Here is a 24210-nt window from a genome sequence, read left to right as displayed (position 1 = left end):
TTACGGATGTGCCTTCGAGCGGGAATGAGGGCATGCCGGCTCGCCTGCTTCAAGGCCGCAAAGCGGGCGATGCTCAAAAGCCACAGTGTGTCGCCCTGGTGTGGAGAACAGGTCACGACCCATGGTGCGGCGCAACTTTTCGCTGCTACATTCCACGCCATGGCTCACGGCCGTTCCCCCCCCCGCCTCGCCCTTCTTGCCGCGACCCTGCTGGCCGCCTGCGCGGCGGGCGGCGCGGGCCTGACCGACCGCAGCGGCCGCGTCGCCCCCTCCCGGGAGGATGTCAGCGAGACCGCGACGGTCTTCGGCAGCTTCCTCGTCGGGCGCCTCGCCTCTGACGAGCAGGACACCGCCGTGGCGGCGGACAACCTGCTCTCCGCCCTGCGGTCCGAGCCCAATCAGTCCATCCTGGTGAACGACGCCTTCGCCGCCGCCCTCATGGACGGCCGGCCCGAGGCGCTGCGGCTCGCCAGGCGTCTGCCCGACAATATCTCGGCCCAGCTCGTGATCTTCGGCGCCGATATCGTCGGCCAGCGCTGGGACCGCGCGGAGAGCCGCGCCCGCGCGCTGGGCCGGCAGGGGCCGATGCAGGCGCTGCAGCCGGTGCTCGTGGCCTGGAGCCTCGCCGGCCGCGGCCAGACGGACCAGGCCATCGCCCTGCTGCGACCGCTGGCCGAGCAGGGCCGCTTCCGCGGGCTCAACGCCCTGCATGCCGCCCTGATCGCCGATGCGGCGAACCGCCCCCGCGAGGCCGAGCGCTACGTCCGCCTCGCCCTCGCCGGCCAGCCGGAGCCCACCATGCGGCTGGCGCTGCTGGCCGCCGGCATCCTCAATCGCGCCGGCCGCAATGCCGAAGCCGTGCGCATGCTGGACGAGCTCGGCGCCACGCATGACGAGCTGGCGCTGGCGGCGCTGGAGCCCGCCCGCGCGGGCGTCCTGACGCGCCGCAGCATCAACGGGCCCGCCGACGGCATCGCCGAGGCCTATGTGGCCCTGGGCAGCGCGCTGCGCGGCCAGGGGCTGGAGGAGATGGCCGGGTTGCTGGCGCGCCTCGCCCTGCGCCTGCGGCCGACCTTCGGCCCGGCCCTGCTGCTGCTGGCCGACACGCTGACCGAGGGCGAGCAGCTGGACGCCGCGGTGCGGGTGCTGGGCCAGATCCCGTCCGACGACGCGCTCTTCGGCACGGCCCAGATGCGCCGCGCCGCGCTGCTGGATCGGCTGGACCGGCTGCCCGAGGCGGAGGCCCTGCTCGCCCAGGCGGCGACCGCCCTTCCGACCCTGCCGCAGCCCCTCACCCGCCTCGGCGACATCCTGCGCCGCCGCTCCCGCTTCGCGGAGGCCGCGACCGCCTATGACGGCGCGATCGGCCGCCTGGACCAGGCGCGGGAATACGACTGGCCCCTCTTCTACGCCCGCGGCATCGCCCGCGAGCGCTCCGGCAACTGGACCGGCGCCGAGGCCGACTTCCTCCGCGCGCTCCAGCTCTCGCCCGAGCAGGCCTATGTCATGAACTACCTGGCCTATACCTGGGCGGATCAGGGCGTGCATCTCGACCGCGCGCGGGCCATGCTGGAGGCTGCCGCCGCTCAGAGGCCGCAGGACGGCAACATCGCCGACAGCCTCGGCTGGGTACTGTTCCGCATGGGCGACCTGCGGGCTGCCGTCCAGCAGCTCGAGCGCGCCGTGGAGCTGGAGCCGCGGAATTCGACCGTGAACGACCATCTCGGCGACGTGTACTGGGCCCTGGGCCGCCAGAGCGAGGCGCATTTCCAATGGCGCCGGGCGCTGACGATGGAGCCCGAGGCGGCGGAGGCAAGCCGCATCGAGGGCAAGCTGCGCAACGGCCTGCCGGTGCCCGTGGGACGCTGAGCCGCGTGATGCTGCTGGAACCGGCGCCTGCCAAGGTGAACCTCTACCTGCACGTCACGGGACGGCGGGAGGACGGCTACCATCTGCTGGACAGTCTCGCGGTCTTCGGGCCGGCGGCGGACGCGCTCCAGGCCGTGCCGGCGGAGACGCTGAGCCTTTCGCTGGAAGGCCCCTTCGGCGACGCCCTGGTCGCGGAGGCCGATAACCTCGTCCTGCGCGCCGCGCGGGCCCTGCTGCCGGAAGGCGTGATGCACGGGGCGGCGCTCCGGCTCACGAAATGCCTGCCCGTCGCTTCGGGCATCGGCGGCGGCTCGGCCGATGCCGCGGCCGCGCTCCGGCTGCTGAACCGGCTCTGGGCCACCGGGCTCGACGAGGCGGCGCTGGCGGCGCTGGCGGCGCCGCTGGGCGCGGATGTCCCGGTCTGCGTGGCCTCCCGCCCCGCCGTGATGCAGGGCATCGGCGAGCTGATCCGCCCCGCCCCCACCCTGCCGGAATGCGGGCTGCTGCTGGTGAATCCACGCGTCCCCCTGGCGACGCCGGCCGTCTTCCGCGCGCGACAGGGCGGATTCTCGCCGCCCGCGGTGCTTCCCGAATCCTGGCCCGATGCCGCCGCGATGGCGACCGATCTCGCCCGGCTCGGCAACGACCTGGAGGCGGCGGCGCTCTCCCTCTGCTCCCCGATCGGCGAGGTGCTGGCGGCGCTGCGCGGCCAGCCGGGCTGCCTGCTGGCGCGGATGAGCGGCTCGGGCGCCACCTGCTTCGGCCTCTTCGCGACGCCCGCCGAGGCCGAGACCGCCGCTCGTGCCATGCCTTCGACCTGGTGGGCCTCGGGTGGGGGGCTTTACGGCGCCCGGCCTGTCTCGCTACATCCGGGCCCAGTTGGGGTGTAGCCAAGTGGTAAGGCAACGGTTTTTGGTACCGTCATTCCTAGGTTCGAATCCTAGCACCCCAGCCAACCCTCCCGCCTGCCGCTGACGATTCCGGAATACCGCCGCACGGCAGCGTCGGCATTTCGCTGGCGCCGCCCATCCTCACCGCGTCGAAGCGACGTGCCCGCGATGAACCGCGGCCGCCTGCCACGAGAAGACCTGCGGCGCCATGATCCCGTTGAGATGCTCGACCTCCACGCGAACGGGGACGCCGCTCTGACGGTCCAGCCACAGGGTCTGCCTGTAGCGATAGGCGGAATCGACGATCTGGAAGACCCGCTCGACGCGTAGCGCGTTGAAGCTGCCGGCGGGCGTGCTCACCGCCTCGGCCCCACCCGCCGACCAGCTCTCCCGGACCGTGATCGGAATGTAGCCGACCGCCGAATGGCTGAAATAGGTGAAGGACACCGGCGACGGCGCGGCCCCTTCGAAGGCGGCTGTCATCATCCGCTCCAGCGGCCCACGGTTGCTGGCATAGAAGGTCTCCCCCGTTTGCCAGTAGCCGAGGAAGCGCTGCGCGCCGGTCGAGGTCGCGCACAGGAAGGGCGCCGCGCCGTCGCCGCGATAGGTGAAGGCGTCGCCACGCGTGCGCTCCAGGGTCGTCCCGGCGGCCGGGCAACGATAGCCGGCTTCCTGCGCTTGGGCGGGGTCCGAAGCCAAGGCCGACGCTCCGGCCAGGAAGCCGGCAACCAGGACAATTCTCAACATCTCATCTTCTCCGCAGTGCTGCCCGGAACCGATCCGGGTGCAGCGAACCTACGGGCGCACAAAGTGTCGGTGCCTCTCGCTTGACGACGTTTTATGACGGCCTTGTCGCTCGCCGCCTCACGACCCGTGTGGGCCGCTTTCCTCGTCGAAGAAGGCGAGCATGCGCGCGGCCAATTGGGCAGGCTGCTCTTCCGGGATGTAGTGGCCGCAATTCTCGATCACGCCGCCGCGGATGTTCTCAGCCAGCGGCTTCATCGCCTCGTAGAGCTGGGGCGCCATGCCGACATCGCCGCCGAGGGCCAGGAGGGGCGTCGCCAGCTTCACGGAGGACAGGGCCTGGTTCTGCTCCATGTCCTCGAAGACCGCACGGTAATAGGCCAGGGCGCCGCGGAGATTGCCGGGCGCGCGAAGGGCCCGCTCGTATTCGTCGAGATCGGCGGGGCTGAAGGTGGCGGCGGGATTGGCCGTCTTCCGCTGGAAGAACCATTCGATATAGGCGCGCTCCCGGCCGGTGATCAGGATCTCGGGCAGATCGGGGACCGGATGGAAGAAGAAGTGCCAGTTCTTCCAGTTGTGCGCGCCGACAGTCACCGTCGTCGGCAGCGTGATGCCCGGCACGTTCGCGTCGAGCATGACGAGGCGACGCACTTCCTCCGGATAGGCGACCGCATAGGGATAGGCGATCCACGCGCCGATATCGTGCGCGCCGATGAAGTATCGCTTGTGCCCCAGCACCTTCAGGAGCGCGTGGATCCGCGCGCCGGCGGTGCGCGTGTCATAGCCGTCCACGGGCTTGTCGGAATCGCCCTGCCCCGGCAGGTCCAGCGCGATGACGTGGTAGCGTTTCGCCAGCAGCGGCATGACGCGCCTCCAGGCGAACCAGCTCTGCGGAAATCCCGCCAGCAGCACAACGGTTTCGCCGCTGCCGCCCTCGACCAGGTGGAACCGCATATCCGCCGCGGTCACCATGCGGTGGCGGAAGGCGACGCCATCAAGCTGGATGGTCTCGTGGATGTTTTCGGGCAAGCTCATCTCCTGGTCTCGTGGCACAGCGATCCGCCAACCCGCGATGAGGTCGATTCAAGGTTCCCCGGACCGATGCCCTCTGCCCGCTCGCCGAAAGTCCCTGTCGCGGTGCGAAAATAGACAGTGGCCCTGCATTCAAAAAATCGATTGTTGCCATACATGGCATTGTCCCGATGAATTTAGCCTCCCTCGACCTCAATCTCCTCGTCGCCTTCGATGCGCTGATGCAGGAGCGGAACGTGACCCGCGCCGGGCAGCGGATCGGGCTCGCGCAGCCCTCCATGAGCAGCGCGCTCACGCGGCTGCGGGCGCTGCTGGGGGACCAGCTCTTCATACGAACGGGCACCGGGATGAAGCCGACCGAGCGCGCCCTGGCACTGGCCGGGCCGGTCGGCGACGCGCTGGAACAGCTGCGAGAAGCCCTCGAGCGCGGAAAATCCTTCGATCCCGCGACCGCCCGTCACCGCTTCACGATCGCTGCCACGGATTACGGCAACCTGGTCGTGATGCCGGCCCTGGTCAGGGCGCTTCGGCAGCAGGCCCCCGGCGTCGATCTGCTGGTCAAAGCCACGCTGGATCGGGCGGAGACGCTGAAGCTCGTCGAGAGGGGTGAGATCGACGCCCTTGTCGGCGGGCATTTGCCGGACTCGCCGCTGACGCTTCGGCACACGCTGTTCCTGGAGCGCTTTGCCTGCATCCAGGACGCCGCACGCGCAGACCCAAGCGGCGTGCTGAGCCGCGCAGACTATCTGCGACTTCCGCATGCCTGGTTCTCGTCCGACGGCAGCAGCGGGGCGGGCGTCATGGATGCGGTCCTCGCGGAACATGGGGCGAAACGGCGCATCGCCGTCAGCCTGCCGCATATCGTCGCCGTCCCCTTCGCCGTGGCCGGGACCGACCTGATCGCCACCATGGCGGAGAGCGTCGCGCGTCGGTTCGCGGAAACGACAGGGGTCGTCTGCCGCGCCGTGCCCTTCGACGCCGAGCCCTTCCGCGTCGACCTCGTCTATGCGCGCAAGGGCAGCGGCGCGCCGCCCATGCGATGGCTCATCGATTTCATCAAGCGCGAGGTTCGCCTGCCGATGGCATCAATGCCTGCCCGGCCGGAGAGATGAGGAATTCATAGGCAGAAAGGACCGCCTGCATCTGCGTCGTGTGGCCCAGTTCGAACGGCGCGCCATGGATCGTTTCATCCGGGAACTCCGTGGTCACGGTCACCGGGCATAGCCCCCCTTCCCCGCTCATATAGGTCAGCGGGATGCCGTGGAGAGTTTCCGGCGCCAATCCGGTATGCGTGCGGAAGATGTCCAGGCTCCGGGCATTGAACGCCGCCAGCTCAGGCAACTGGCTGAGCTGGCGGGCCACGTGTTCCGCCAAGGCCTGAGCGAATTTCTCCCAGCCGGGCTTCGGACGCAGGATGAGAAAAAAGCCGCGCGGGACGCTCCATTCCTCCATGGCCTTCGTCACATACCCGGCCGACGGGCGCGTCCATTCATGGGCCGGATAGCCATGCAGGGTGCAGTGGATGACGGCCTTCGTCCGGCGCGCCATGTCGAGCCGCACGGCCTTCTCGAAAAGCGGCTCGGCCTGGCGCGAGGGGATGTCGTCGCCGAGCGCCGTGTATCGGGCGGCATGGAGGAGGTGATGCGGAAAGAGCTGCGCGAGTTCCTCGCGGAGTGCATAGCCATCCGGATTCTCGAGCGCGACCAGACCGAAATGGGCGTCGGGCAGCAGCGCGAGCCTCCTCGCTGCGCGGATCGCGCCGACGATGCCCGTCGGCTCATTGGCATGCTGGCCGCCCGTGACGAGAATTCCAGAGGCCGACGTCTCGCGATGTATCCCGACGACCGGCCTTCCCTGCACCGAGCGACCTTCGACCACGGCGCCCGGAACCTTCTTCAGCTCCTCGGCCAGCTGGGAGGCATCGATGGGCACCTGGGCCCGTTCGAGGTCGATGCTTGCCGGAACCTCCAGGGCGGCCGGCACGGGATAGGGAACGGCTTCGATCGTCAGTGAAGCCCCGCTGCTTCGCGGCCGGACCAGGGGCACGATCTGTCCGGATCGGACGGTGCGGTCGCCGGTCTTGCGGCCGCAAAGCTGGATGAAGAATTCCTGGGCGGAAAAGTAGAGATCCTCGTGAAGGGCATCGAAAGTGCTGATCTGCCCGGGCGCTTCCTTCACATGGGTTTCGAAGCCCGCGATCTCGGTCCGGATTTCCATTCGTTCGAAGAAGGGCAAAGGCCCGCTCCACGAATGGCAGCGAAGGCCGTCCATCGCCGCTTCGAACAGGAGCTCGTATTCCGTGCGGACCGGGGCATCGATCGAGGGCAAGGTTCCGGCCACCCGATGCCAGCCGCAGGGGATGAAGACCTTCTCGCCGAAGGCATCGACCTGCACGCGGTTGGGAGCGAAAACCGCATGCTGCTCCCTGCGGCCATCCGCGAAATCGAACTCGACATGGTAGGTGAGGTCCGAAGCGACCCTCGGCACGAAATCGATCTTGGACGCCAGTATCGCCGCGAGCGGATAGGCTTCAGAGAGAAAGCGGTTCGAGGAGGCGGCGCGCGCATCGACGGGATAATGGACGACCGCGCGGGTGACCTCGGCAAGCGGGATCTCCTCGAGCATGAAATGCACGAGAGGCTTGTAGGCGGATCTAACTCGAACGCTGAAGCCCGCCGCCCGGAGGGTCCGCTCGGCCTTCCGGCGACGTTCGACGTCGGAGAAGCACCAGAATTCGATCGGTCCGGTGTTCGGAATGCCTGCGCCGAGGCGCTCGACAAAATCATCGAGCACATCCGGGAAGACCTGATGCGGGAAAATCACCTCGCGATAACCGGCGCGGAGGTCCAGGGAGAAATCGGGCGCGCTTTGTGCTGCCTGAGCAGGATCGACGTCAGAAACGGTCATCGCGATATCATCTCCGGAACGGACCCACCGCCTCGATCGGGCCACTCATCGCCCTTCGCAACCAGAACTAACCCCGTGGTCCCAGATTCGCGTCGGCGAGAACCGATGCCTTCATTCGCCTGGCCGCGAAAGCAAAGTCACGCCCCGGATTTAATGGTGGAAACGCCCTCGGCCAAATCGAATGTTCAAATGTCGCCTATCGTTGAGCGACATAAAGCCAGGGCGGCGATCTGCTTGTTGGCCCGCCGATAGCGGAAAAGCCGTCGACGCCCCGTGGACGCCGGACCTCACTTCTCCGCGCTGATCAGCCCCCGCACGAACAGGCGCTGCAGCGCGAGCACGACGATGACCGGCGGCAGCAGCGCCAGGATCGCGGCGGCCATGATGGCACCCCAATCGCTCATGGCCTCCCCCGTGCCGATCATCTTCACGACGGCGACGATGACCGTATCGAGCTCCGCGCGCGTCACGATCAGCAGGGGCCAGAGATACTGGTTCCACCCATAGACGAAAAGCACGACGCCAAGGGCCGCCACGCTGGTGCGCGAGAGCGGCAGTAAGATATGCCAGAAGAAGGCGAGCGGACCGGCGCCGTCGATGCGGGCGGCGTCGACCAGCTCGCGCGGCAGGTCGCGCATGAACTGGCGCAGCAGCAGCGTGCCGGTCGCCGAGGCGAGCAAGGGCAGGATCAGGCCGCCCATGCTGTCCGAGAGGCCCATCTTCACCACCACGTCATAGGTCGGGACGATGCGCACCTCGACCGGCAGCAGAAGCGTGAGGAAGATCAGCGCGAAGGCGATGCCGCGTCCCCGCACGCGAAAATAGACGAGGGCGAAGGCCGAGAGCAGCGACAGCACGATCTTCCCCGCCGCGATGCCGGCCGCCATCACCGCGCTGTTGAGCAGCAGCCGCCAGACCGGGGCCGTGCCGGCCCCCTGGGTCAGCGCCTCGCCTAGATTGCGGGCCGTCTCGCCGCCGGGCAGCCAGGCCATGCTGCCGCGCGCGATCACCTCCGAAGGCTGGGTCGCGCCCAGGAGCGCCACCAGGACCGGCGCCAGAAGCAGGAAGGCTGCGACCGAGAGCGTCAGGAAAGCCAGGCTCCGTTTCATGGGCGTCGTCCCATCGCACGGAACTGCAACAGCGTCAGCGCCGCGACCACGACCAGCAGCACCACCGACTGCGCGGCGGAGCGGCCGAGATCGTGGTTCACATGGCCATCGACGAAGGCGCGATAGACCAGCGTCTCCGTCGCATTCGCCGGCCCGCCGCGGGTGAGCGCGTGGATCAATCCGAAGCTGTCGAAGAAGGCGTAGACCAAATTGACGACGATCAGGAAGAACAGCGTCGGCGCGATGAGGGGAAGCTGGATCGACCAGGCGATGCGCGCCTTGCCGGCCCCGTCCATCTCCGCCGCCTCGATCAGGCTGCGCGGCAAAGCGAGCAGCGCCGCGAAGGCGAAGATGAAGTTGTAGGCGACCTGCTTCCACGCCGCGATGCCGACGACCAGCAGGAAGGCCTGCGTTCCGTTGATGCGCCAATCCCAGCCCGTGTCCGCGCGCACCAGCGCAGTCCCGATGAGCCCGACCGAGGGGTGCAGCAGGAAGAGCCACAGCACGCCTGCCGTCGCCGGCGCCAGGGCATAGGGCCAGGTCAGCAGCGCCTGCCAGACGCGCTTGCGACGCGCCCCATTCTCCACCAGCAGCGCCAGGCCGACGCCAACCCCCAGGGCGAAGCCCGCGACGAGGCTGGCGAAGACGAAGCTGCGCACCACCGCATCGCGGTAGAGCGGGTCCTCGGCCAGCAGAACATAGTTCTCCAGGCCCACGAAGATCAGGCTGGTGCCGAAGGCATCGCTGATGTGGAAGGACTGCCAGAAGGCCCAGGCCGCCGGCCACAGGAAGAAGATCCCCGTGACCGCGAGCTGCGGCGCCAGCAACAGCCAGGGCAGCACGGCCTCCCCGAAGGGCTCCCGTGCCGCGGCCTCGCGGCTCAACGCCGCGCCGTTCGTTCGAAGTTCCGCAGCACCTGGTTGCCGCGCGTACGAGCGCGATCCAGCGCCTGCTGCCCGGTCTGGCCGCCCTGCAGCGTCCGCTCCAGCTCTTCCTCCACGATGCTGCGAATCTCCGTCAGGCCGCCGAGGCGGATGCCGCGCGAATTCCCGGTCGGCTCCTGCTTCGTCACCTGGCGATAGGCCACCAGCGCATCGGGCGTGCGGTCGTAGAAGCCCTGCGCGCGGCCGTATTCGAAGGCGCTGCGCGTGTTCGGCAGCACCCAGCTCTCGGAGGTATAGGCGAAGACGCGCTGCGGCTGCGTGATGAAGCGCAGGAACTCCGCCACGCCGCGATACTCGTCGGCGGTGCGGCGCGGATGCGCGAGCGACCAGAAGTTGGAGCCCGAGATGATGGAGTTCACCGGCGCGCCCGGCACGTCGTCGTAATAGGGCAGCGTGCTGATGCCCGAGGCGAAGTTCGCCTCGCGCTGGATCCGCAGCTGCACCGAGGAGGCGGCGATGTGGATCGCGCTCTCGCCCGAGACGAAGACGCTGTCGCCGTTGAAGTCGCGGCCGCCATACTTGAAGAGGCCGGCGCGCTGCCAGTCGGCCAGGTTCTGGAAGTGCCGCGCCGCCGTCGGGTTGTTGAACACCAGCTCCGCATCCAGGCCCTGGAAGCCATTGCCGCGCGTCGCATAGGGCTGGTTGTGGAAGGCGAGCAGGTGCTCGAGCTGCAGCATGCCGGGCCAGGCGGTGGAGATTCCCGTGGCGGCGGCGCGCGCGGCCACGATGCGCTCGGCCGCCTCCTTCACGCCGCTCCAGGTCGTCGGCGGCCGGTCGGGGTCGAGGCCAGCGCGGCGGAAGGCGTCCTTGTTGTAGAAGACCACGCCCGTCGGCACGAAGAAGGGGATGGCGAGCAGCTTGCCCTGCGGCGTGCTGTAGTACTGGCGGATGGCGGGCAGGTAGTCGTCCGCATCGAAGGCGATGCCGGCCTCCTGGAAAAGGTCCTGCACCGGCTTGGCGACGCCCGGCGCGCTGGAAAGCGTGGCCGTGGCGATCTCGGCGGCATGCAGGATATGCGGCGGGTTGCCGGCCCGCACGGCGGCGATCGCCGCGGCCAGGCTTTCGGGATAGACGCCCTTGAAGGTCGGCACGACGCGGAAGCGCGTCTGGCTCGCGTTGAAGTCACGCGCGAAGCCCTCGACGATGTCGGAGAGCGGGCGGGTCAGGCTGAACCAGAGCGAGATTTCGATGGGCTGAGCCTGCGCGCGGGCAAGCGATGGCAGGGCGATGCCGCCGGCAAGCGCCGACAGGCCGCGACGGGTGCTGTTCATGTGGGAGAATTCCTTCAGGCTTCGGTCGATGACTCGGGACGTGCGGAAGAGGCACGGCGACATCGGGCCGCGTCGCGCGGCGATACTCCGGGTCGGCCATCAATGCGGCTTGAAGGTCTCATCGATCACGATTGTTGAATTCTAATTAAACTCAATCAAGAGTGATTCTTCGATTGCGCGAAAATATCGCGCAATGGCACGGATGGGGCGAAACGCGCGCCCCATCCGCTCAGGTCGTCATCACGCGGCGGCGATGCGCGACTGCCGGACCCATTGCGTCCATTCGGCATAGAGATCGGCCAGGAAGGTGTCATTCTCCGTCGCGACGCGCGGCGAGGCCGAGAGGCCGAGCTCCTCGATCCGGCGGCGGCCCTCCGGCGTGCCGATCGCCGCGACCACCTCCTCGCCCAGCCGCCGCAGGATCGGAGCCGGCGTGCCGGCGGGCGCCACCAGCGCCTGCCAGGTCACGTCGAAGCAGGAATAGCCGAGCTCCGCGAGGGTGGGGGTATCACGCAGGGCCGGATGGCGCTCCTTCGTCGTGACGGCGAGGAAGTTGACCGGCGAGCCGCGCGAGAGGGCGACGGCGCTCGGGATGTCGCAGAACATCGCGCCCAGGCGCCCGGCCGTGAGGTCCAGGATGGCATGCGACATGCCGCGATAGGGCACATGCGTCGCCTCGAAGCCGCCCTGCTGGCGCAGCAGCTCGAAGGCGATCTGGTGGGGCGTGCCGATACCGCTGGTGCCGTAGGTAACGCTGGCAGGGTCGCCCTTCGCCTGCTCGACCAGGCCGGCGAGCGTCGTCGCACCCGTGGGCGGCGTCATCAGGACGAAGCCGAAGGTGCAGAGGGTCGCGACGAGGTCGAAATCCTTCACCGGATCATAGCCGATCGCGGGGTTCAGCACCGGGCCGATGGCATGCGTGGCCGTGGTGGCGAGGAAGAGGTTGTAGCCGTCGGGCGCCGAGCGCCGGACCGCCTGCGCCCCCAGCGAGCCGCCGACGCCGGTGATGTTCTCGACCACCACCGGCTGGCCCAGCGGCCCCTGCAGGAGGCGGCCCAGCGTGCGCGCCAGCACGTCGATGCCGCCGCCGGCCGGAAAGCCGCTGACGAGCCGGATGGAGCGGTTGGGCCAGGCGGAGGAGGAAGGCGCGTCGGCCCGGGCGAGCGCCGGCATGGCGAGGGCGGAGGCCGCGCCCAGCAGCGCTCGGCGCCCCCAGGCGGCGGAGGACGGAGGGGGGAAGGACATGCACGATCTCACAAATCAACGATGTAGAATCGATATTTATAACCAACTCACATTCATTGCACGTCAAATTGACGTGTGATATCAAATTTAGCCCCTTATGTTCGTTGAATGGGCCGGCATTTGCCCCCCGCATCGAGAACGGAGCGTCATGTCGTCACCGAACGCCTATTGGCCGGCACACCTGCCGCGCCGCCTGCCGCGCCTGGAGACCACGCTGGCCTTCAACCTGCGCGTCTCCGCCGCCCGCCATCCGAGCCACCGCGCCATCGGCTTCTACGGCCACGACCTGGACTGGCGGACGGTGGAGGAGGAGGTGGAGGCCTTCGCCGGCTGGCTCCGTCATCAGGCGGGGCTGCGCCGCGGCGATCGCGTCCTGCTTTTCCTGCAGAACTGCCCGCAATACGTGATCGCCTATTACGCCGCGCTGCGGGCGGATTGCGTAGTGGTCCCGGTCAATCCGATGACACGCGCCAGCGAGCTCCGTCACCTGCTGTCGGACAGCGGCGCGGCGGCCGCGGTGGTGGCGCAGGACCTCGCGCCCGTGCTGCGGGAGGCGGCCCAAGGCGCCCTGCGCGTGGCGGTCGTCGCCTATTCGGACTACCTGCCCGCCGCGCCCGACTACGACCTGCCCGACTGGCTGCGCGAGCCCGCCCGCGCCATCGAGGACGCCACGCCCTGGCGTGACGCCCTCGCCGCCGGCCACCGCGCCCCGCCGCCCGAGGCGACGCCGGACGACCTCGCGCTGCTGCCCTATACCTCCGGCTCCACGGGCCTGCCCAAAGGATGCGAGCATCCGCATCGCACCTTCCAGCACACGGCGGCGGGCTGCGCGCTCTGGCACGGGCAGAGCGCGGCCACGGTCACGCTCGGTCTGCCACCCATGTACCAGGTGGCAGGCCTGAACCAGTGCCTGCACCTGCCGGTGCTGACGGGCGGCACAATCCTGCCCATGCCGCGCTGGGATCCACGCCTCGCGCTGCAGCTCATCGAGCGCTACGGCGTCACGCACCTGCCCATCGCGCCCACCGCCTGCATCGACCTGCTCACGCAGCCCGACCTCGCGGAGCGCGACCTGGGCACGCTGCGCCGCGTGACCGCCGGCGGCGCGGCCATGCCGCAGGAGGTCTGGCGCCGGCTGCGCGAGGCGACCGGCCTGCCCTTCATCGAGGCCTATGGCATGACGGAAGCGGCCGCGACGACGCACCTCAACCCGATCGAGCGGCCCAAGGCGCAATGCCTCGGCATTCCCTTCTTCGAGACCGAGGTGCTCGTGGTCGATCCCGAGACGCTGGAGCCCCAGCGCCAGGGCGAGGCGGGGGAGATTCTGATCAGTGGCCCGCAGCTGCTGCGCCGCTACTGGGGCCGGCCGGAAGCGACGGCCGAGGCGATCGTCGAGATCGACGGCCGCCGCTGGTACCGCAGCGGCGATATCGGCCATGTCGACGAAGAAGGGTACTTCTTCATGACCGACCGGCTGAAGCGGATGATCAACGCCGCCGGCTTCAAGGTCTGGCCGGCGGAGGTGGAGACCCGCCTCTACGAGCATCCCCATATCCTCGAAGCCTGCGTGATCGGCGTGCCCGACGCGCGGCGCGGCGAGACGGTGAAGGCCGTCGTCACGCTGCGCCCCGGCAGCACGGGGCAGCTCGACGCGGCGCAGCTCATCGAATGGGCCCGGCCGCGCATGGCCGCCTACAAGATTCCCCGCGAGGTGGAGATCGTGCCAGCACTGCCGAAATCCGCCGTCGGCAAGATCCTCTGGCGCGAGCTGCAGGAGCGCGAGCGCGCCAAGGCCCTGGCGGAGAGCGCGGCATGAGCGCGCTCGTCACCTATGAGCTGGAGGGCGAGGTCGCCCTCATCGGCCTCGACCGCGCGGCCAAGCGCAACGCCATCAGCGAGGCCATGGTGGCCGAGATCCGCGACGCGGCGCTTCGCGCGGGCGAGGAAGCGCGGGCCGCCGTCATCTTCGGCCATGGCGATCATTTTTCCGCCGGGCTGGACCTCGCCGAGGCGCTGCAGAAGCGCGACGCCCAGGACAAGCTCCGGCCGCGCTCGCGCAAATGGCACGCGGCCTTCGACCAGATCGCCCGCGGGCCCATCCCCTTCGTCGCGGCGCTGCGGGGCTCGGTCATCGGCGGCGGGCTGGAGCTCGCCGCCGCCGCCCATCTCCGCGTCGCCGATGCGACGGCCGCCTTCGCCCTGCCGGAGGCCCAGCGGGGCATCTTCGTGGGCGGCGGCGGCTCGGTCCGGATCTCGCGCCTGCTCGGCTATGCCCGGATGGCCGACCTCATGCTCACCGGCCGCGTGCTGAACGCGACGGAAGCGGAGCGATTCAACCTGGTGCAATACGTGACGGAGCCCGGCGCGGCGCTGGAAAAGGCGCGCGAGCTCGCGCGGCGCGTCGCCGGCAATGCGCCCCTCTCCAACTACGCGATCACCAGCGGCCTGCCCCGCATGCAGGACCTCTCGCATGACGACGGGCTGTTCTTCGAGTCCCTGCTCGCCGCCTATACGAGCGCGGACACGCAGGCGGCCGACCGCCTGCGGGACTTCGTCGAGAAGCGCGCGGCGCCGCTGGGATCGGCGCCTCGCTGACGTCGCTCAGGCGTCGAGGCTCCAGCGGCCGCGCTCCACCGTCGAGAAGAAGCTCTGCACCTCGCGGTTGAAGGCGGCCGGCTCCTCCAGGTTGATGGCGTGGCCGGTGCGCGGCTGCATCCACAGCCCGCAATTCGGCAGGGTGCGCTTGAGGAAGATATTGGGCTCGATGCAGGGCCCGTCCTCGTCGCCAAGGGCGAGCAGCGTGGGCACCGTCATCTTCTTCAGCTCGGCCTCCCAGGCATAGACCGGGTCGCGCGCGCCCTGGTACCAGCGCTGCGTGAGCGCCGAGCCCACCGGCGAATGCTCGCGCAGATGCGCGACGAATTCGTTCCAACCGCGCGGATCCTTCTTCTTCAGCTGCACGCGCGTCGGGCTGTGGCCGGTTTCCAGGGCGAGCTCGTTCCAGCCCTCGGCGTGGAGCTGATTGGCCCGCTCGGCCTGGGCGGCGCGGAAAGCGTCCAGCTCGGCGAGGTTCGAGCCGGTGCCGACGCCCGCGACCACCAGCGCCGTCGCCATCTGCGGAAAGCGGATGCCGAAGAGCAGGGCCGCGAAGGCGCCCATCGACAGGCCGACGATATGGGCCTTCGGAATCTCCAGGTGCCGCATGACGGCCGCGATGTCGGCAGCGGCGAATTCCTGGCCATAGAGCTTCGGATCGCTCGGCACCTCGGAAGGCGTGTAGCCGCGCGCGGCAAAGGTGATGCAGCGGTACTCACGCGAAAAGAAGCGGACCTGCTGTTCCCATTCGCGATGGTCAGAGCCGTACTCGTGGACGAAGACGACGGGATGACCTGTGCCGGCCTCCTCGTAATAGAGGCGGGCGCCTTCGGCCTGGGCATGGGGCATGTCGGTTTCCTCTCCTTGCTTCGCGCCAGATTGGCCGCAGGGAGGGCTTCGGCATAGCGGTTGGGGCATCAAAAGCGCCACCCAGGGACGGACCATATTGACGTGATAAAATTGTATAATTAAAATTATACCAAATTACATGCATCAAGGCCCGATGACCCGGTCTCACGCCCTCTCCCGCCGCCGCCTGTCGCTCCTCCCACTTGCCGGCCTGGCGGTCCCCTCGATCGCGAGGGCACAGCAATGGCCCGACCGGCCGCTGCGCGCCGTCATCCCGTGGCCTCCGGGCGGCCAAGTGGACAAGTACGGGCGCCCGTTGGCGGAAGCGCTGGCCCAGGCGCTGGGCCGGCCCGTGGTGGTGGAGAACCGCGGCGGCGCCGGCGGCCTGCTGGGCACGGAATATGTCAGCCGCGCACCGGCCGACGGCTACACGCTGCTGCTGAACAACAATATCGGCTTCATCGGCAACGCGGCCGCCAACCCCTCGGTCCTGCGCTTCGACCCGATCCGCGACTTCGCGCCGATCGGCATCTTCCATGAGAGCGCGGTCGTCTTCCTCGCCCATCCCTCGCTCGGCGTGCGGACCTTCGACGAGTTCCTGGCCGCCGCGCGTGCCAGCACCCAGCCCCTGCCCTACGCGTCCTCGGGCGGCGGCTCCTCGGGCTCGCTCGCGACGCAGGCGCTGCAGCGGAAATACGGGCTGGAGTTCCTGGAGGTCGTCTATCAGGGCGGCGGGCCGCGGCTCACGGCGCTGCTTTCGGGCGAGGTGAAGTTCGCCTCCACCGACATCGCCCTGGTGCGCGAATACGTCACGACCGGCGCGCTTCGCCCGCTGATCAGCGTGGGGCGCCGCCGGCAGAACGTCTGGCCGGACATTCCCTGCTTCGGCGACATCGGCCTCACCGATTTCGACTACGGCAACTGGCAGGCGCTGCTGGTGCCGGCCGGCGTTCCCGCCTCCATCCAGGCCCGCCTGCGCGACGCGCTGGACCAGGCGCGGCGCAGCCCGCTCTTCGAGCGCGCGTCCGATGACGGCGAGATCATCTTCCAGACCGGCCAGGAGGCGGTGGAGCGCATCCGCCGCGGCTATGAGGAGCGCCTGCGGCTGCCCGCGTCGCCGGCGTGACAGCCCCCGCCGCGGGCAGCTGGCGGCCCGTCGCGCTGATCGTGGGCGCGCTGTTCTTCATGGAGCAGCTCGACACCACCATCCTGGCGACGGCCCTGCCGGTGATGGCCGTCGATCTCGGCACCGATCCGCTGCGGATGAACCTGGCGCTGACGGCCTATCTGCTGACGCTGACGGGCTTCATCCCGCTGAGCGGCGCGCTGGCCGACCGCTTCGGCAGCCGCCGCATCATGACGGGCGCGGTGCTCCTCTTCACCGGCGCCTCGCTGATGTGCGCCTGGGCGCCCAACCTCGCCACCCTGGTGGTGGCTCGCGCGCTGCAGGGCGTGGGCGGGGCGATGATGGTGCCGGTGGGGCGCCTCGCGCTGCTGCGCGCCGCGCCGCCCTCGGAATTCGTCCGCGCCATGTCCTGGGTGCTGATCCCGGCGATGCTCGGCCCGATGCTGGGGCCGCCGTTGGGCGGGCTGATCGTCAGCTGGTTCTCCTGGCACTGGATCTTCTACATCAACGTGCCGCTTGGCCTCGCCGGCGCCTTGTTCATCAGGCGCCACGTCGCGCAACACCGCACCGAGCAGCCACGCCCGCTCGATCTCGCCGGGGCGCTGCTCTGCGGCCTGGCCCTCGCCTGCTTCGTCCTGGGGCTGGAGGGGCTTTCCGCCGGGCACGGCCCGCGCGCGCTGGCCTGGTCGCTGCTCGGCGCCTCCGTCGTCGCGGGACTGATCTACGCCTGGCACGCGCGGCGCCATCCGGCCCCGGTGCTGGACTTCCGCCTGATGCGGATTCCGACCTTCGGCATCGCGGTGGTCGGCGGCACGCTGTTCCGCACCGGCTTCGGCGCCCTGCCCTTCCTGCTGCCCATGCTGCTGCAGCTGGGCTTCGGCTATTCGCCTGCGCAGAGCGGCGCGATGACCTTCGTCGCGGCCGTGGGTGGGCTGGTCATGAAGGCGATCTCCACGCGCCTGCTGCGCCGCTTCGGCTTTCGCGACACGCTGGTGTGGAACGGCGCGCTTTGTGGCCTGTTCCTCGTCGCCTGCGCGGGTCTCAGCCCGGCCTGGCCCGTGGCGCTGACGGGCCTGCTGCTGCTCGTGGGCGGCCTCGCGCGGTCGCTGCAATTCAACGCCTATGGGACGATGTGCTACGTCGATGTGCCCGGCCCGCGCATGAGCGCGGCGACCAGCTTCCACGACACCTTCCAGCAACTCTCCCTCACGCTCGGCATCTCACTGGGCGCGCTCGCGGTCTCGGGCAGCATGTGGCTGCAGGAGCGCGAGGCGCCGGCGCTCTCCGATTTCTCCCTCGCCTTCCTGCTGGTGGGCGTGATCGCGCTCGCGGCCGTGCCGGTGTGCCACCGGCTGGCGCCGGGCGCCGGCACCCGGTTCAGCGGCGCGGCCCCTCGATGAAAGACGTCACCATGGAAACCGCCCCGGTTGCGCGCAGCGCCGCCTGGTTCGCCCTCGAGGCGCTCTCCGAGCTCGGCGTGGAGTATATCTTCGCGAATCTCGGCACCGACCATGTCTCGGTGATCGAGGCCCTGGCGGAGCAGGACGGCACCAACCAGCCGCATCCGCAGCTGCTGTCCATCGCGCATGAGAATGTCGCGATCCATATGGCCGCCGGCTATGCGCTGGCCACCGGGCGCGGCCAGGCCGTGCTGGTGCATGTGGATGTCGGCACGGCCAATGCCGGCAACGGCCTGCACAACATGTTCCGCGCGCGGCTGCCGGTGCTGCTGCTGGCGGGCAAGTCGCCCTACACGCATCGCGGCGAGCTGCCGGGCACGCGCGACAACTACGTGCACTACATCCAGGATCCCTTCGACATCGCCAGCCTGGTCAGGCCCTTCGTGAAGTGGGAGGCCAATCTGCCGGCCGGCCTCGTGGTGAAGCAGTTCCTGCACCGCGCCCATACGGTGATGCAGTCCGACCCGCCCGGCCCCGTCTTCCTCAGCCTGCCGCGCGAGACGCTGGCCGAGGCCCTGCCGGCCGAGCGCATCGCCACCCCGCCGGCGGCGGGCCCCGTGCGCTGGCGCGGCACCGACCCCGCCACGGCGCGGCGGATCGCCCAGGCCCTTCTGCAGGCCGAGAAGCCCGTGGTGCTGACGAGCTATCTGGGACGCTCGGCCGAGGCCGTGGCCGCGCTGGTCGAGCTCTCGGAGGCGGCGGGCCTCGTGGTGGCGGAGCACAATCCGAACCACCTCAACTTTCCGCGCGACGCGGCGGCACATGCGGGCTTCGATCCGGGCCGCGCCATCGCGGGCGCGGATCTCGGCCTGCTGCTCGACATCGACGTGCCCTGGCTGCCGAGCCAGGTGACGCCCGATCCCGCCACGCGCTGGATCCAGGTGGACGTGGATGCGGTGAAGAAGGACTTCCCGCTCTGGGACTTCCCGGTGGAGCTGGCGGTGCAGGCCGATGCCGGCACGGTGCTGCGCCAGGTGCTGGAGATCCTGCGCACCGAGGGCGATGAGGAGTTCCGCGCCCGCGTGGCCCGCCGCAAGGCGACCTGGCGCCCCCGCCCTCCCCTTGCTCTCGCACCCGGGCTGAGCGGGGCTGCCGTCGGCGCCGCGCTCGCCGCCGTGCTGCGGCCCGAGGACGTGGTGGTGAACGAGGCGACGCGCAACGCGCCCGAGATCCTGCGCAGCCTGCCGCGCCGTGTCCCCGGCACCTATGTCGGCATGCTGGGCAGCGGCCTCGGCTCGAGCGGCGGCGTGGCGCTGGGGCTGAAGCTGGCCTGGCCGGAGCGGCGCATCGTCCATATCGTGGGCGACGGCTCCTTCCACTTCTCCAACCCCGACACCGTGTACTGGACGGCGGCGAGCTTCGGCCTGCCGATCCTGACCATCGTGCTGGACAATGGCGGCTGGCTGGCCGTGCAGGATTCGGTGCGGCGGGTCTATCCGCAGGGCGCCGCCGCAGCGACCGGCGCCTTCCAATCCAGGCTCGCAGCGCCGGGCGCCCGCCGGTTCGACGAGGTAGCACGGGCCTTCGGCGCCCATGGCGAAGCGGTCTCCGCTCTGGAGGAACTGCCCGCGGCGCTGGAGCGGGCGCTCGCGGCCGTGGACGGCGGGCAGGCCGCCCTGCTGAGTATCCAGCTCCCTTCGATCGACGCGACGCCCTGACGCCCGCTGGGCCGGCGGCAGCGCCCCGGCCCAAACCACCACAATACAAGGTGGATAATCGCCACCTCGATTATTTTAACTGTTAATTTTAGTTTTATGACTTGATCAACGATGATTCGTGGTCATTAATCTCTCCCATGGCGATCCACCCCATCCCGGCCCGCGCTTCAGACCGCCCCGCCGCCAGGGGCATGCGCACCTTCTGTTGTCGCTTCTGAAGCCACTCGCCGACCCGCGCCCTCGCGCCTTCTTTCCCGCTTTTTCCGGAGCTCCCCATGGAACTCTTCGATTTCGGCTCCCTTTCGGGGGCCGCTCAGGCCCTGCTCGCTCTGGCCTGGGCAGGTTTCCTCGGCGTCGTCGTCTACGTCACCTATCCCATCGACTACGAGACCGAGGACGAGGCCTTCCTCGCCGCCTGGTGCCTGCTGTGACGCCTTACCCCGCCGCGCGCCGCTGAGCCGCGACCGCAACGCCCTTCCATCCCGAAAGACCGTCCATGAACCAGATCAGCACCCCCGCCCGCCGCGGCGAGGAGTTTCTCTCCCTGCTCCGCAACGGCCCGCCCGAGCGCACGCCGGAACAGGAGCAGCTCCATCGCAAGCAGCGGCTGGCCGCCACCTTCCGGCTCTTCTCCCGCTACGGCTACGACCAGGGCCTGGCCGGTCATGTCACGGCACGCGATCCCATCCGGCCCGACCATTTCTGGGTGAATCCGCTCGGTTTCCATTTCAGCCTCATCCGCGTCTCGGACCTCATCCTCGTGAATGACGAGGGCGAGGTGGTGGAAGGCAGCCATGCCGTGAACCGCGCGGCCTTCGCCATCCATTCGGCGATCCATGCGGCGCGCCCGGATGTGGTGGCCGCCGCGCACACGCATTCGACCCACGGCAAGGCCTGGTCCGCCCTCGGCCGGCGGCTCGATCCGCTGACGCAGGATTCCTGCGCTTTCTACGAGACGCACGGCCTCTTCGACGACTTCACGGGCGTGGTGCTGGACCAGTCGGAAGGCCATCGCATCGCCGAGGCGCTGGGGCCGCACAAGGCCGCCATCCTGAAGAACCACGGCCTGCTGACGGTGGGCCAGTCGGTGGAGGCCGCGGCCTGGCGCTTCATCGCGCTGGACAATGCGGCGCGCGCGCAGCTGCTGGCCGAGGCCGCCGGCACGCCCCAGCCCATCCCGCACGATGTCGCGAAGCTCACCGAGAGCCAGATCGGCAATGAGCGCGGCGGCATCCTCAGCTTCCACCCGCTCTGGGACAAGATCACGGCCGAGGAGCCCGACCTGCTGGGCTGAGATCACCCGGAACCGAATCAGAAGGCCCGGCCGGAGACACGGCCGGGCCTTTTCCGTTTCGGCCGGCCTCAGCTGACTCTGATGCCCGCCGCCTCGATCACCTGGCGATTGACCGTGGTTTCCTGGCGCAGCAGCGCCACCGTCTCCGCCAGCGACAGCGGCGCGGCCTCGACGCCCAGCGCCTTGAGCGCGGCGATCGTTCCTGGATCGCGAGAGGCTTCCAGCACCGCCTCGTGCAGCCGGCTCACGATGGGCGCCGGCGTGCCGCCGGGCGCGGCCGCCACGAAGAACTGCGTGAGGTTCCAGTCGGGCAGGCCCACCTGATGGATATGCGGCACGCCCGGCAGGTCCTCCGCCGAGGAGGCGCCCCAGAAGACGATCGGCCGCAGCCGCCCGGCCAGGATATGGCTGATGGCCAGCGCATCCATGACGAACTGCACGTCGCCCGCCACCGCCGCCGCCAGCACCTGGCCGCTGCCGCGATAGGGCACGTGGGTGATGTCGATGCCGGTCCGCAGGCGCAGATACTCGCCCGCCAGGTGGCTGCCGGTGCCCGTGCCCGCGGTGCCGTAGTTCAGCTGGCCGGGATGCCGCCGCGCATAGTCCAGGAAGTCCTGGAAGCTGTGGATCGGCAGGCGCGGATCCACCGCCAGGATGTAGCGGTAGTGGCCCAGGAAGCCGACGGGGACGAGGTCCGCCTCCGGGTCATAGGGCGCGCCCAGCAGCTGCGGCGCCGAGGTCAGGTTGGCGCTGGAGGCGTTGAGCAGCAGGTACCCGTCCGGTCGCGAGCGCGCGACATAGGTCGCGGCGATGGTGCCGCCGGCGCCGCTCCGATTCTCGACGACCACGTTCTGGCCGAGGCGCTGCGTGAGCTGGCGCGCGAAGATGCGGCCGGTCGCGTCGTTGGTGCCGCCGGCGGCGTAGGGCACGACATAGGTGATGGGGCGCGCCGGGAAGGCCTCGGCATGCAGCCGGGCCGCCGGCAACGCGGCGAGGCCCGCGCCCAGCAGGGCGCGGCGGGAAGGGGCGAAGGGCACGGCGGAAATTCCTGCTCTGGCGGTCACGAGGTCGTCTGCAGCCGGGCCTCACGGATCAGGCGTCCCCAGCGATTGAGCTCCGAAGCCAGGCGCGCGCGCGAGGCCTCCGGCGCCTCATAGGCCGGCGTGACGCCGAGGTCGTCGAAGCGGGCGCGAATGGCGGGGTCCTGCAGCGCCTCCTCCAGCGCCGCACTGATGCGCGCGAGCACCGGCGCCGGCGAGCCGGCCGGCGCGTACCATGCGCCCCAGGACAGGACGTCGAAGCCCGGCAGCCCGCTTTCGGCCAGGGTGGGCAGGTCCGGCAGGATCGCGAGCCGCTCGGCCGAGGTCACGGCGATGGGGCGGCTCTGCTCGGCCCGCTGCGCCTGGATGGCCTCCAGCGCCGTGCTGAACATGACCTGCGCGCGGTTCGCCTGGATATCGAGGATGGCAGGCACGCCGCCGCGATGGTGGATGATCTCCGCCTGGATGCCGACGGTGCGGCTGAACAGCTCCCAGGTCAGGTGCGGCCCGGCGCCCTGGCCGGTGGTGGCCGCGTTGATCTGCCCCGGCCGCGCCTTCGCCCAGGCGACGAATTCCTGGACCGTGTTCACCGGCAGCCCGCGATGGACGTGCAGGATGTAGGGCGTGGTGTGCGTCGTGCCCACGGCGGCGAAGGCGGCCAGCGGGTCGGAGGGCTGCAGGTTCGGCTGCAGGCTCGGGATGATGGCCTGCGGGATGCCGCCGAAGAGGATGGTCTGGCCATCCGGCCGGCTGCTGGCGACCTGCGCGGCGCCGATCGCGGAGCCCGCGCCGGCGCGGTTCTCGACCACCGTCGCCTGGTTGAGGATCTGCCCCACCCGATGCGCCAGCAAGCGGCCGATCGTGTCGACGATGCCGCCTGGCGGGAAGGGCACGATGAGGGTCAGGGGTCCCGACCCGCCCTGGGCGCGCGCGGCGCCCGAGCCGGCGGCGAGCAGGGCCAGGTTGAGGGCGGCGGTCGCGATCTGCCTGCGGCGCATGCTGAGCATCCATGTATGTGAATCTATAAAATCACCATTACATGATGTTGTTTTTTCCACACAAGGCTCGTTCTCCGCGAAGCGTCCGGGACCCATGGCCACGCATCACCATCAATCTATTGTTATAAATCCACATTTCGATCAAAGAACGGCCATATGCTGCCCCGCAATGCTGTCATGCGATGATGATATGTGTTTTCCATATTCAACGATTGACTAACGTTTTTAACGTTTCTATCCCTGAGTGCCCGCGTCACCGAAGCGCGCCGGTCGACTACCCCGACCGTCCCGAAGGAACCTCCCGACATGCCGGCACCCCAGCCCGTCATTCGCATCTCGCCCAACCCGCCGATCTTCGACCTCCCGATCTTCGTCGCGATCGAAAAGGGCCTCTTCGCCGAGGCCGGGCTCGATGTGCGCCACGTCGCCAGCTACTCGGACCACGACACGAGCGAGCGCGAGGTCCTGAAGCGGCAGAAGGAAGCGCTCTTCGAGCGCGGCAAGGCCGATGCCTTCAACGTCTGCGAATGGGGCGGCATCGACCGCCTCGAGCGCGGCGAGGGCCGCGGCCGGATCGCCGCGCTGCGCCCCGCCATCGCCGCCCAGGCGATCCTCTCCTTCGATCCCGCGATCCAGACGCCGCGCGACCTCGCCAACGTGCCCATCGGCATCAACGAGTTCACCGGCTCGCATTTTGTGACCGTGCAGACGATCGAGGGCGCCATCGGCAAGGACGCCGTGAAGCTCGAGCATATCGGCGCGCCGGAAACCCGGCTGCGGAAGCTGCGCGAGGGCGTGGTGCGCGCCGCGGCGCTGATGGAACCCTGGATCAGCCTCGGCCTGAAGCAGGGCGCGCATATCGTCGCGCTCTCCTTCTACCGCGGCGCCGAGGTCGTCTCGCCCGAGCTGGCCGAGGCGCAGCGCGAGGCCTTCTTCACCGCGATCGACAAGGCGGTGGACCTGATCAACGCCGATTTCGGCGCCTATGCGCATTACCTGACCGACGCCACCGAGGGCGCCCTCTCGCCCGAGGAGCTCGCGCGCAACTACGGCCATTTCGTCCGCTACAACCACGCCCAGCGCTATGACGCGCAGCTCTTCGGGCACGCCTACGGCTGGATGCAGGAACGCGGCTACTCCAAGGGCACGAATTCCCATGACTCGCTCGTCGTTTCCTGA

Annotated in this window: 21 protein-coding genes and 1 tRNA gene; 12 read left to right on the top strand and 10 right to left on the bottom strand. The window is 69.4% G+C overall.

The genetic code is table 11. The features are described 5' to 3' along the window. Positions 1-159 precede the first annotated feature (159 nt). From KHU32_RS22290 to KHU32_RS22280, 3 genes are all read left to right on the top strand, one after another. On the top strand, positions 160-1869 hold the full coding sequence (locus KHU32_RS22290) for a tetratricopeptide repeat protein (RefSeq protein WP_213672394.1): 1710 nt from the start codon (positions 160-162) through the stop codon (positions 1867-1869). Positions 1870-1877: 8 nt separating this feature from the next. Beyond that, positions 1878-2759, top strand: a complete 882-nt coding sequence (locus KHU32_RS22285; protein WP_213672393.1) for a 4-(cytidine 5'-diphospho)-2-C-methyl-D-erythritol kinase — start codon at positions 1878-1880, stop codon at positions 2757-2759. Then, positions 2750-2824: transfer RNA gene (locus KHU32_RS22280), tRNA-Gln, on the top strand. The genes KHU32_RS22285 and KHU32_RS22280 overlap by 10 nt, the downstream gene beginning before the upstream one ends. 76 nt (positions 2825-2900) lie before the next feature. Here the strand turns inward: KHU32_RS22280 and KHU32_RS22275 are convergent. Both KHU32_RS22275 and KHU32_RS22270 read right to left on the bottom strand, forming a co-directional pair. Next, the gene (locus KHU32_RS22275; protein ID WP_213672392.1) at positions 2901-3506 is read right to left on the bottom strand and encodes a hypothetical protein; all 606 of its coding nucleotides are present in this window, start codon (positions 3504-3506) and stop codon (positions 2901-2903) included. 117 nt (positions 3507-3623) lie between these two features. Then, on the bottom strand, positions 3624-4532 hold the full coding sequence (locus KHU32_RS22270; RefSeq protein WP_213672391.1) for an alpha/beta fold hydrolase: 909 nt from the start codon (positions 4530-4532) through the stop codon (positions 3624-3626). Between the two features lie 173 nt (positions 4533-4705). Here KHU32_RS22270 and KHU32_RS22265 point away from each other — a divergent pair, with 173 nt between their 5' ends. Continuing rightward, on the top strand, positions 4706-5647 hold the full coding sequence (locus tag KHU32_RS22265; protein WP_213672390.1) for a LysR family transcriptional regulator: 942 nt from the start codon (positions 4706-4708) through the stop codon (positions 5645-5647). On the opposite strand, the gene KHU32_RS22260 is transcribed toward KHU32_RS22265, so the two are convergent. The 5 genes from KHU32_RS22260 to KHU32_RS22240 form a co-directional block, all read right to left on the bottom strand. Next, the gene (locus KHU32_RS22260) at positions 5592-7442 is read right to left on the bottom strand and encodes a M14 family metallopeptidase (RefSeq protein WP_213672389.1); all 1851 of its coding nucleotides are present in this window, start codon (positions 7440-7442) and stop codon (positions 5592-5594) included. The two genes, KHU32_RS22265 and KHU32_RS22260, sit on opposite strands and share 56 nt — an antisense overlap. 287 nt (positions 7443-7729) lie before the next feature. Then, positions 7730-8551: a sn-glycerol-3-phosphate ABC transporter permease UgpE gene (ugpE, locus tag KHU32_RS22255; protein ID WP_213672388.1), complete on the bottom strand. Its 822-nt coding sequence runs from the start codon at positions 8549-8551 to the stop codon at positions 7730-7732. Further along, complete coding sequence (locus KHU32_RS22250; protein WP_213672387.1) at positions 8548-9435, bottom strand: ABC transporter permease subunit; 888 nt, start codon at positions 9433-9435, stop codon at positions 8548-8550. Before KHU32_RS22250 ends, ugpE begins: the two co-directional genes overlap by 4 nt. Further along, a complete protein-coding gene (locus KHU32_RS22245; RefSeq protein ID WP_213672386.1) occupies positions 9432-10766 on the bottom strand; it encodes an extracellular solute-binding protein in 1335 nt (444 codons plus the stop codon). The genes KHU32_RS22250 and KHU32_RS22245 overlap by 4 nt, the downstream gene beginning before the upstream one ends. Before the next feature lie 240 nt (positions 10767-11006). Further along, positions 11007-12011: a Bug family tripartite tricarboxylate transporter substrate binding protein gene (locus KHU32_RS22240; RefSeq protein ID WP_213672385.1), complete on the bottom strand. Its 1005-nt coding sequence runs from the start codon at positions 12009-12011 to the stop codon at positions 11007-11009. A gap of 148 nt (positions 12012-12159) precedes the next feature. Here KHU32_RS22240 and KHU32_RS22235 point away from each other — a divergent pair, with 148 nt between their 5' ends. Next, entirely contained in the window at positions 12160-13827 is a 1668-nt protein-coding gene (locus tag KHU32_RS22235; RefSeq protein ID WP_213672384.1) for a long-chain-fatty-acid--CoA ligase, read from the top strand. Then, on the top strand, positions 13824-14606 hold the full coding sequence (locus KHU32_RS22230; RefSeq protein WP_213672383.1) for a crotonase/enoyl-CoA hydratase family protein: 783 nt from the start codon (positions 13824-13826) through the stop codon (positions 14604-14606). The genes KHU32_RS22235 and KHU32_RS22230 overlap by 4 nt, the downstream gene beginning before the upstream one ends. A gap of 6 nt (positions 14607-14612) precedes the next feature. Here KHU32_RS22230 and KHU32_RS22225 read toward each other — a convergent pair whose 3' ends face one another. Continuing rightward, positions 14613-15455 (bottom strand): alpha/beta fold hydrolase, encoded by an 843-nt coding sequence (locus KHU32_RS22225; protein WP_213672382.1) that lies wholly within the window; start codon positions 15453-15455, stop codon positions 14613-14615. A gap of 154 nt (positions 15456-15609) precedes the next feature. On the opposite strand from KHU32_RS22225, the gene KHU32_RS22220 reads away from it, so the two are divergent. From KHU32_RS22220 to KHU32_RS22200, 5 genes are all read left to right on the top strand, one after another. Then, positions 15610-16581: a Bug family tripartite tricarboxylate transporter substrate binding protein gene (locus tag KHU32_RS22220; protein ID WP_213672381.1), complete on the top strand. Its 972-nt coding sequence runs from the start codon at positions 15610-15612 to the stop codon at positions 16579-16581. Beyond that, entirely contained in the window at positions 16578-17981 is a 1404-nt protein-coding gene (locus KHU32_RS22215; RefSeq protein ID WP_213672380.1) for an MFS transporter, read from the top strand. Before KHU32_RS22220 ends, KHU32_RS22215 begins: the two co-directional genes overlap by 4 nt. Before the next feature lie 11 nt (positions 17982-17992). Then, positions 17993-19699, top strand: a complete 1707-nt coding sequence (locus KHU32_RS22210; protein ID WP_213672379.1) for a thiamine pyrophosphate-requiring protein — start codon at positions 17993-17995, stop codon at positions 19697-19699. Positions 19700-19974: 275 nt separating this feature from the next. After that, complete coding sequence (locus KHU32_RS22205) at positions 19975-20130, top strand: hypothetical protein (RefSeq protein WP_213672378.1); 156 nt, start codon at positions 19975-19977, stop codon at positions 20128-20130. A 65-nt stretch (positions 20131-20195) separates the two neighbouring features. Further along, positions 20196-20993 carry a class II aldolase/adducin family protein gene (locus KHU32_RS22200; RefSeq protein WP_213672377.1) on the top strand — a complete coding sequence of 266 codons (798 nt, stop codon included), beginning with the start codon at positions 20196-20198 and terminating at the stop codon, positions 20991-20993. Between the two features lie 68 nt (positions 20994-21061). Here the strand turns inward: KHU32_RS22200 and KHU32_RS22195 are convergent, their stop codons facing one another. Together KHU32_RS22195 and KHU32_RS22190 are read right to left on the bottom strand one after the other, a co-directional pair. Beyond that, the gene (locus tag KHU32_RS22195; RefSeq protein WP_213672376.1) at positions 21062-22030 is read right to left on the bottom strand and encodes a Bug family tripartite tricarboxylate transporter substrate binding protein; all 969 of its coding nucleotides are present in this window, start codon (positions 22028-22030) and stop codon (positions 21062-21064) included. 23 nt (positions 22031-22053) lie between these two features. Then, a complete protein-coding gene (locus KHU32_RS22190; RefSeq protein ID WP_213672375.1) occupies positions 22054-23031 on the bottom strand; it encodes a tripartite tricarboxylate transporter substrate-binding protein in 978 nt (325 codons plus the stop codon). Between the two features lie 306 nt (positions 23032-23337). Here KHU32_RS22190 and KHU32_RS22185 point away from each other — a divergent pair, with 306 nt between their 5' ends. Continuing rightward, positions 23338-24210: an ABC transporter substrate-binding protein gene (locus tag KHU32_RS22185; RefSeq protein WP_213672374.1), complete on the top strand. Its 873-nt coding sequence runs from the start codon at positions 23338-23340 to the stop codon at positions 24208-24210.

The sequence above is a fragment of the Roseococcus pinisoli genome (assembly GCF_018413645.1).
Lineage (GTDB): Bacteria > Pseudomonadota > Alphaproteobacteria > Acetobacterales > Acetobacteraceae > Roseococcus > Roseococcus pinisoli.
The sequence above is the reverse complement of the archived record's forward strand: the minus strand, read 5'-3'. Positions and strand labels throughout refer to the sequence as shown.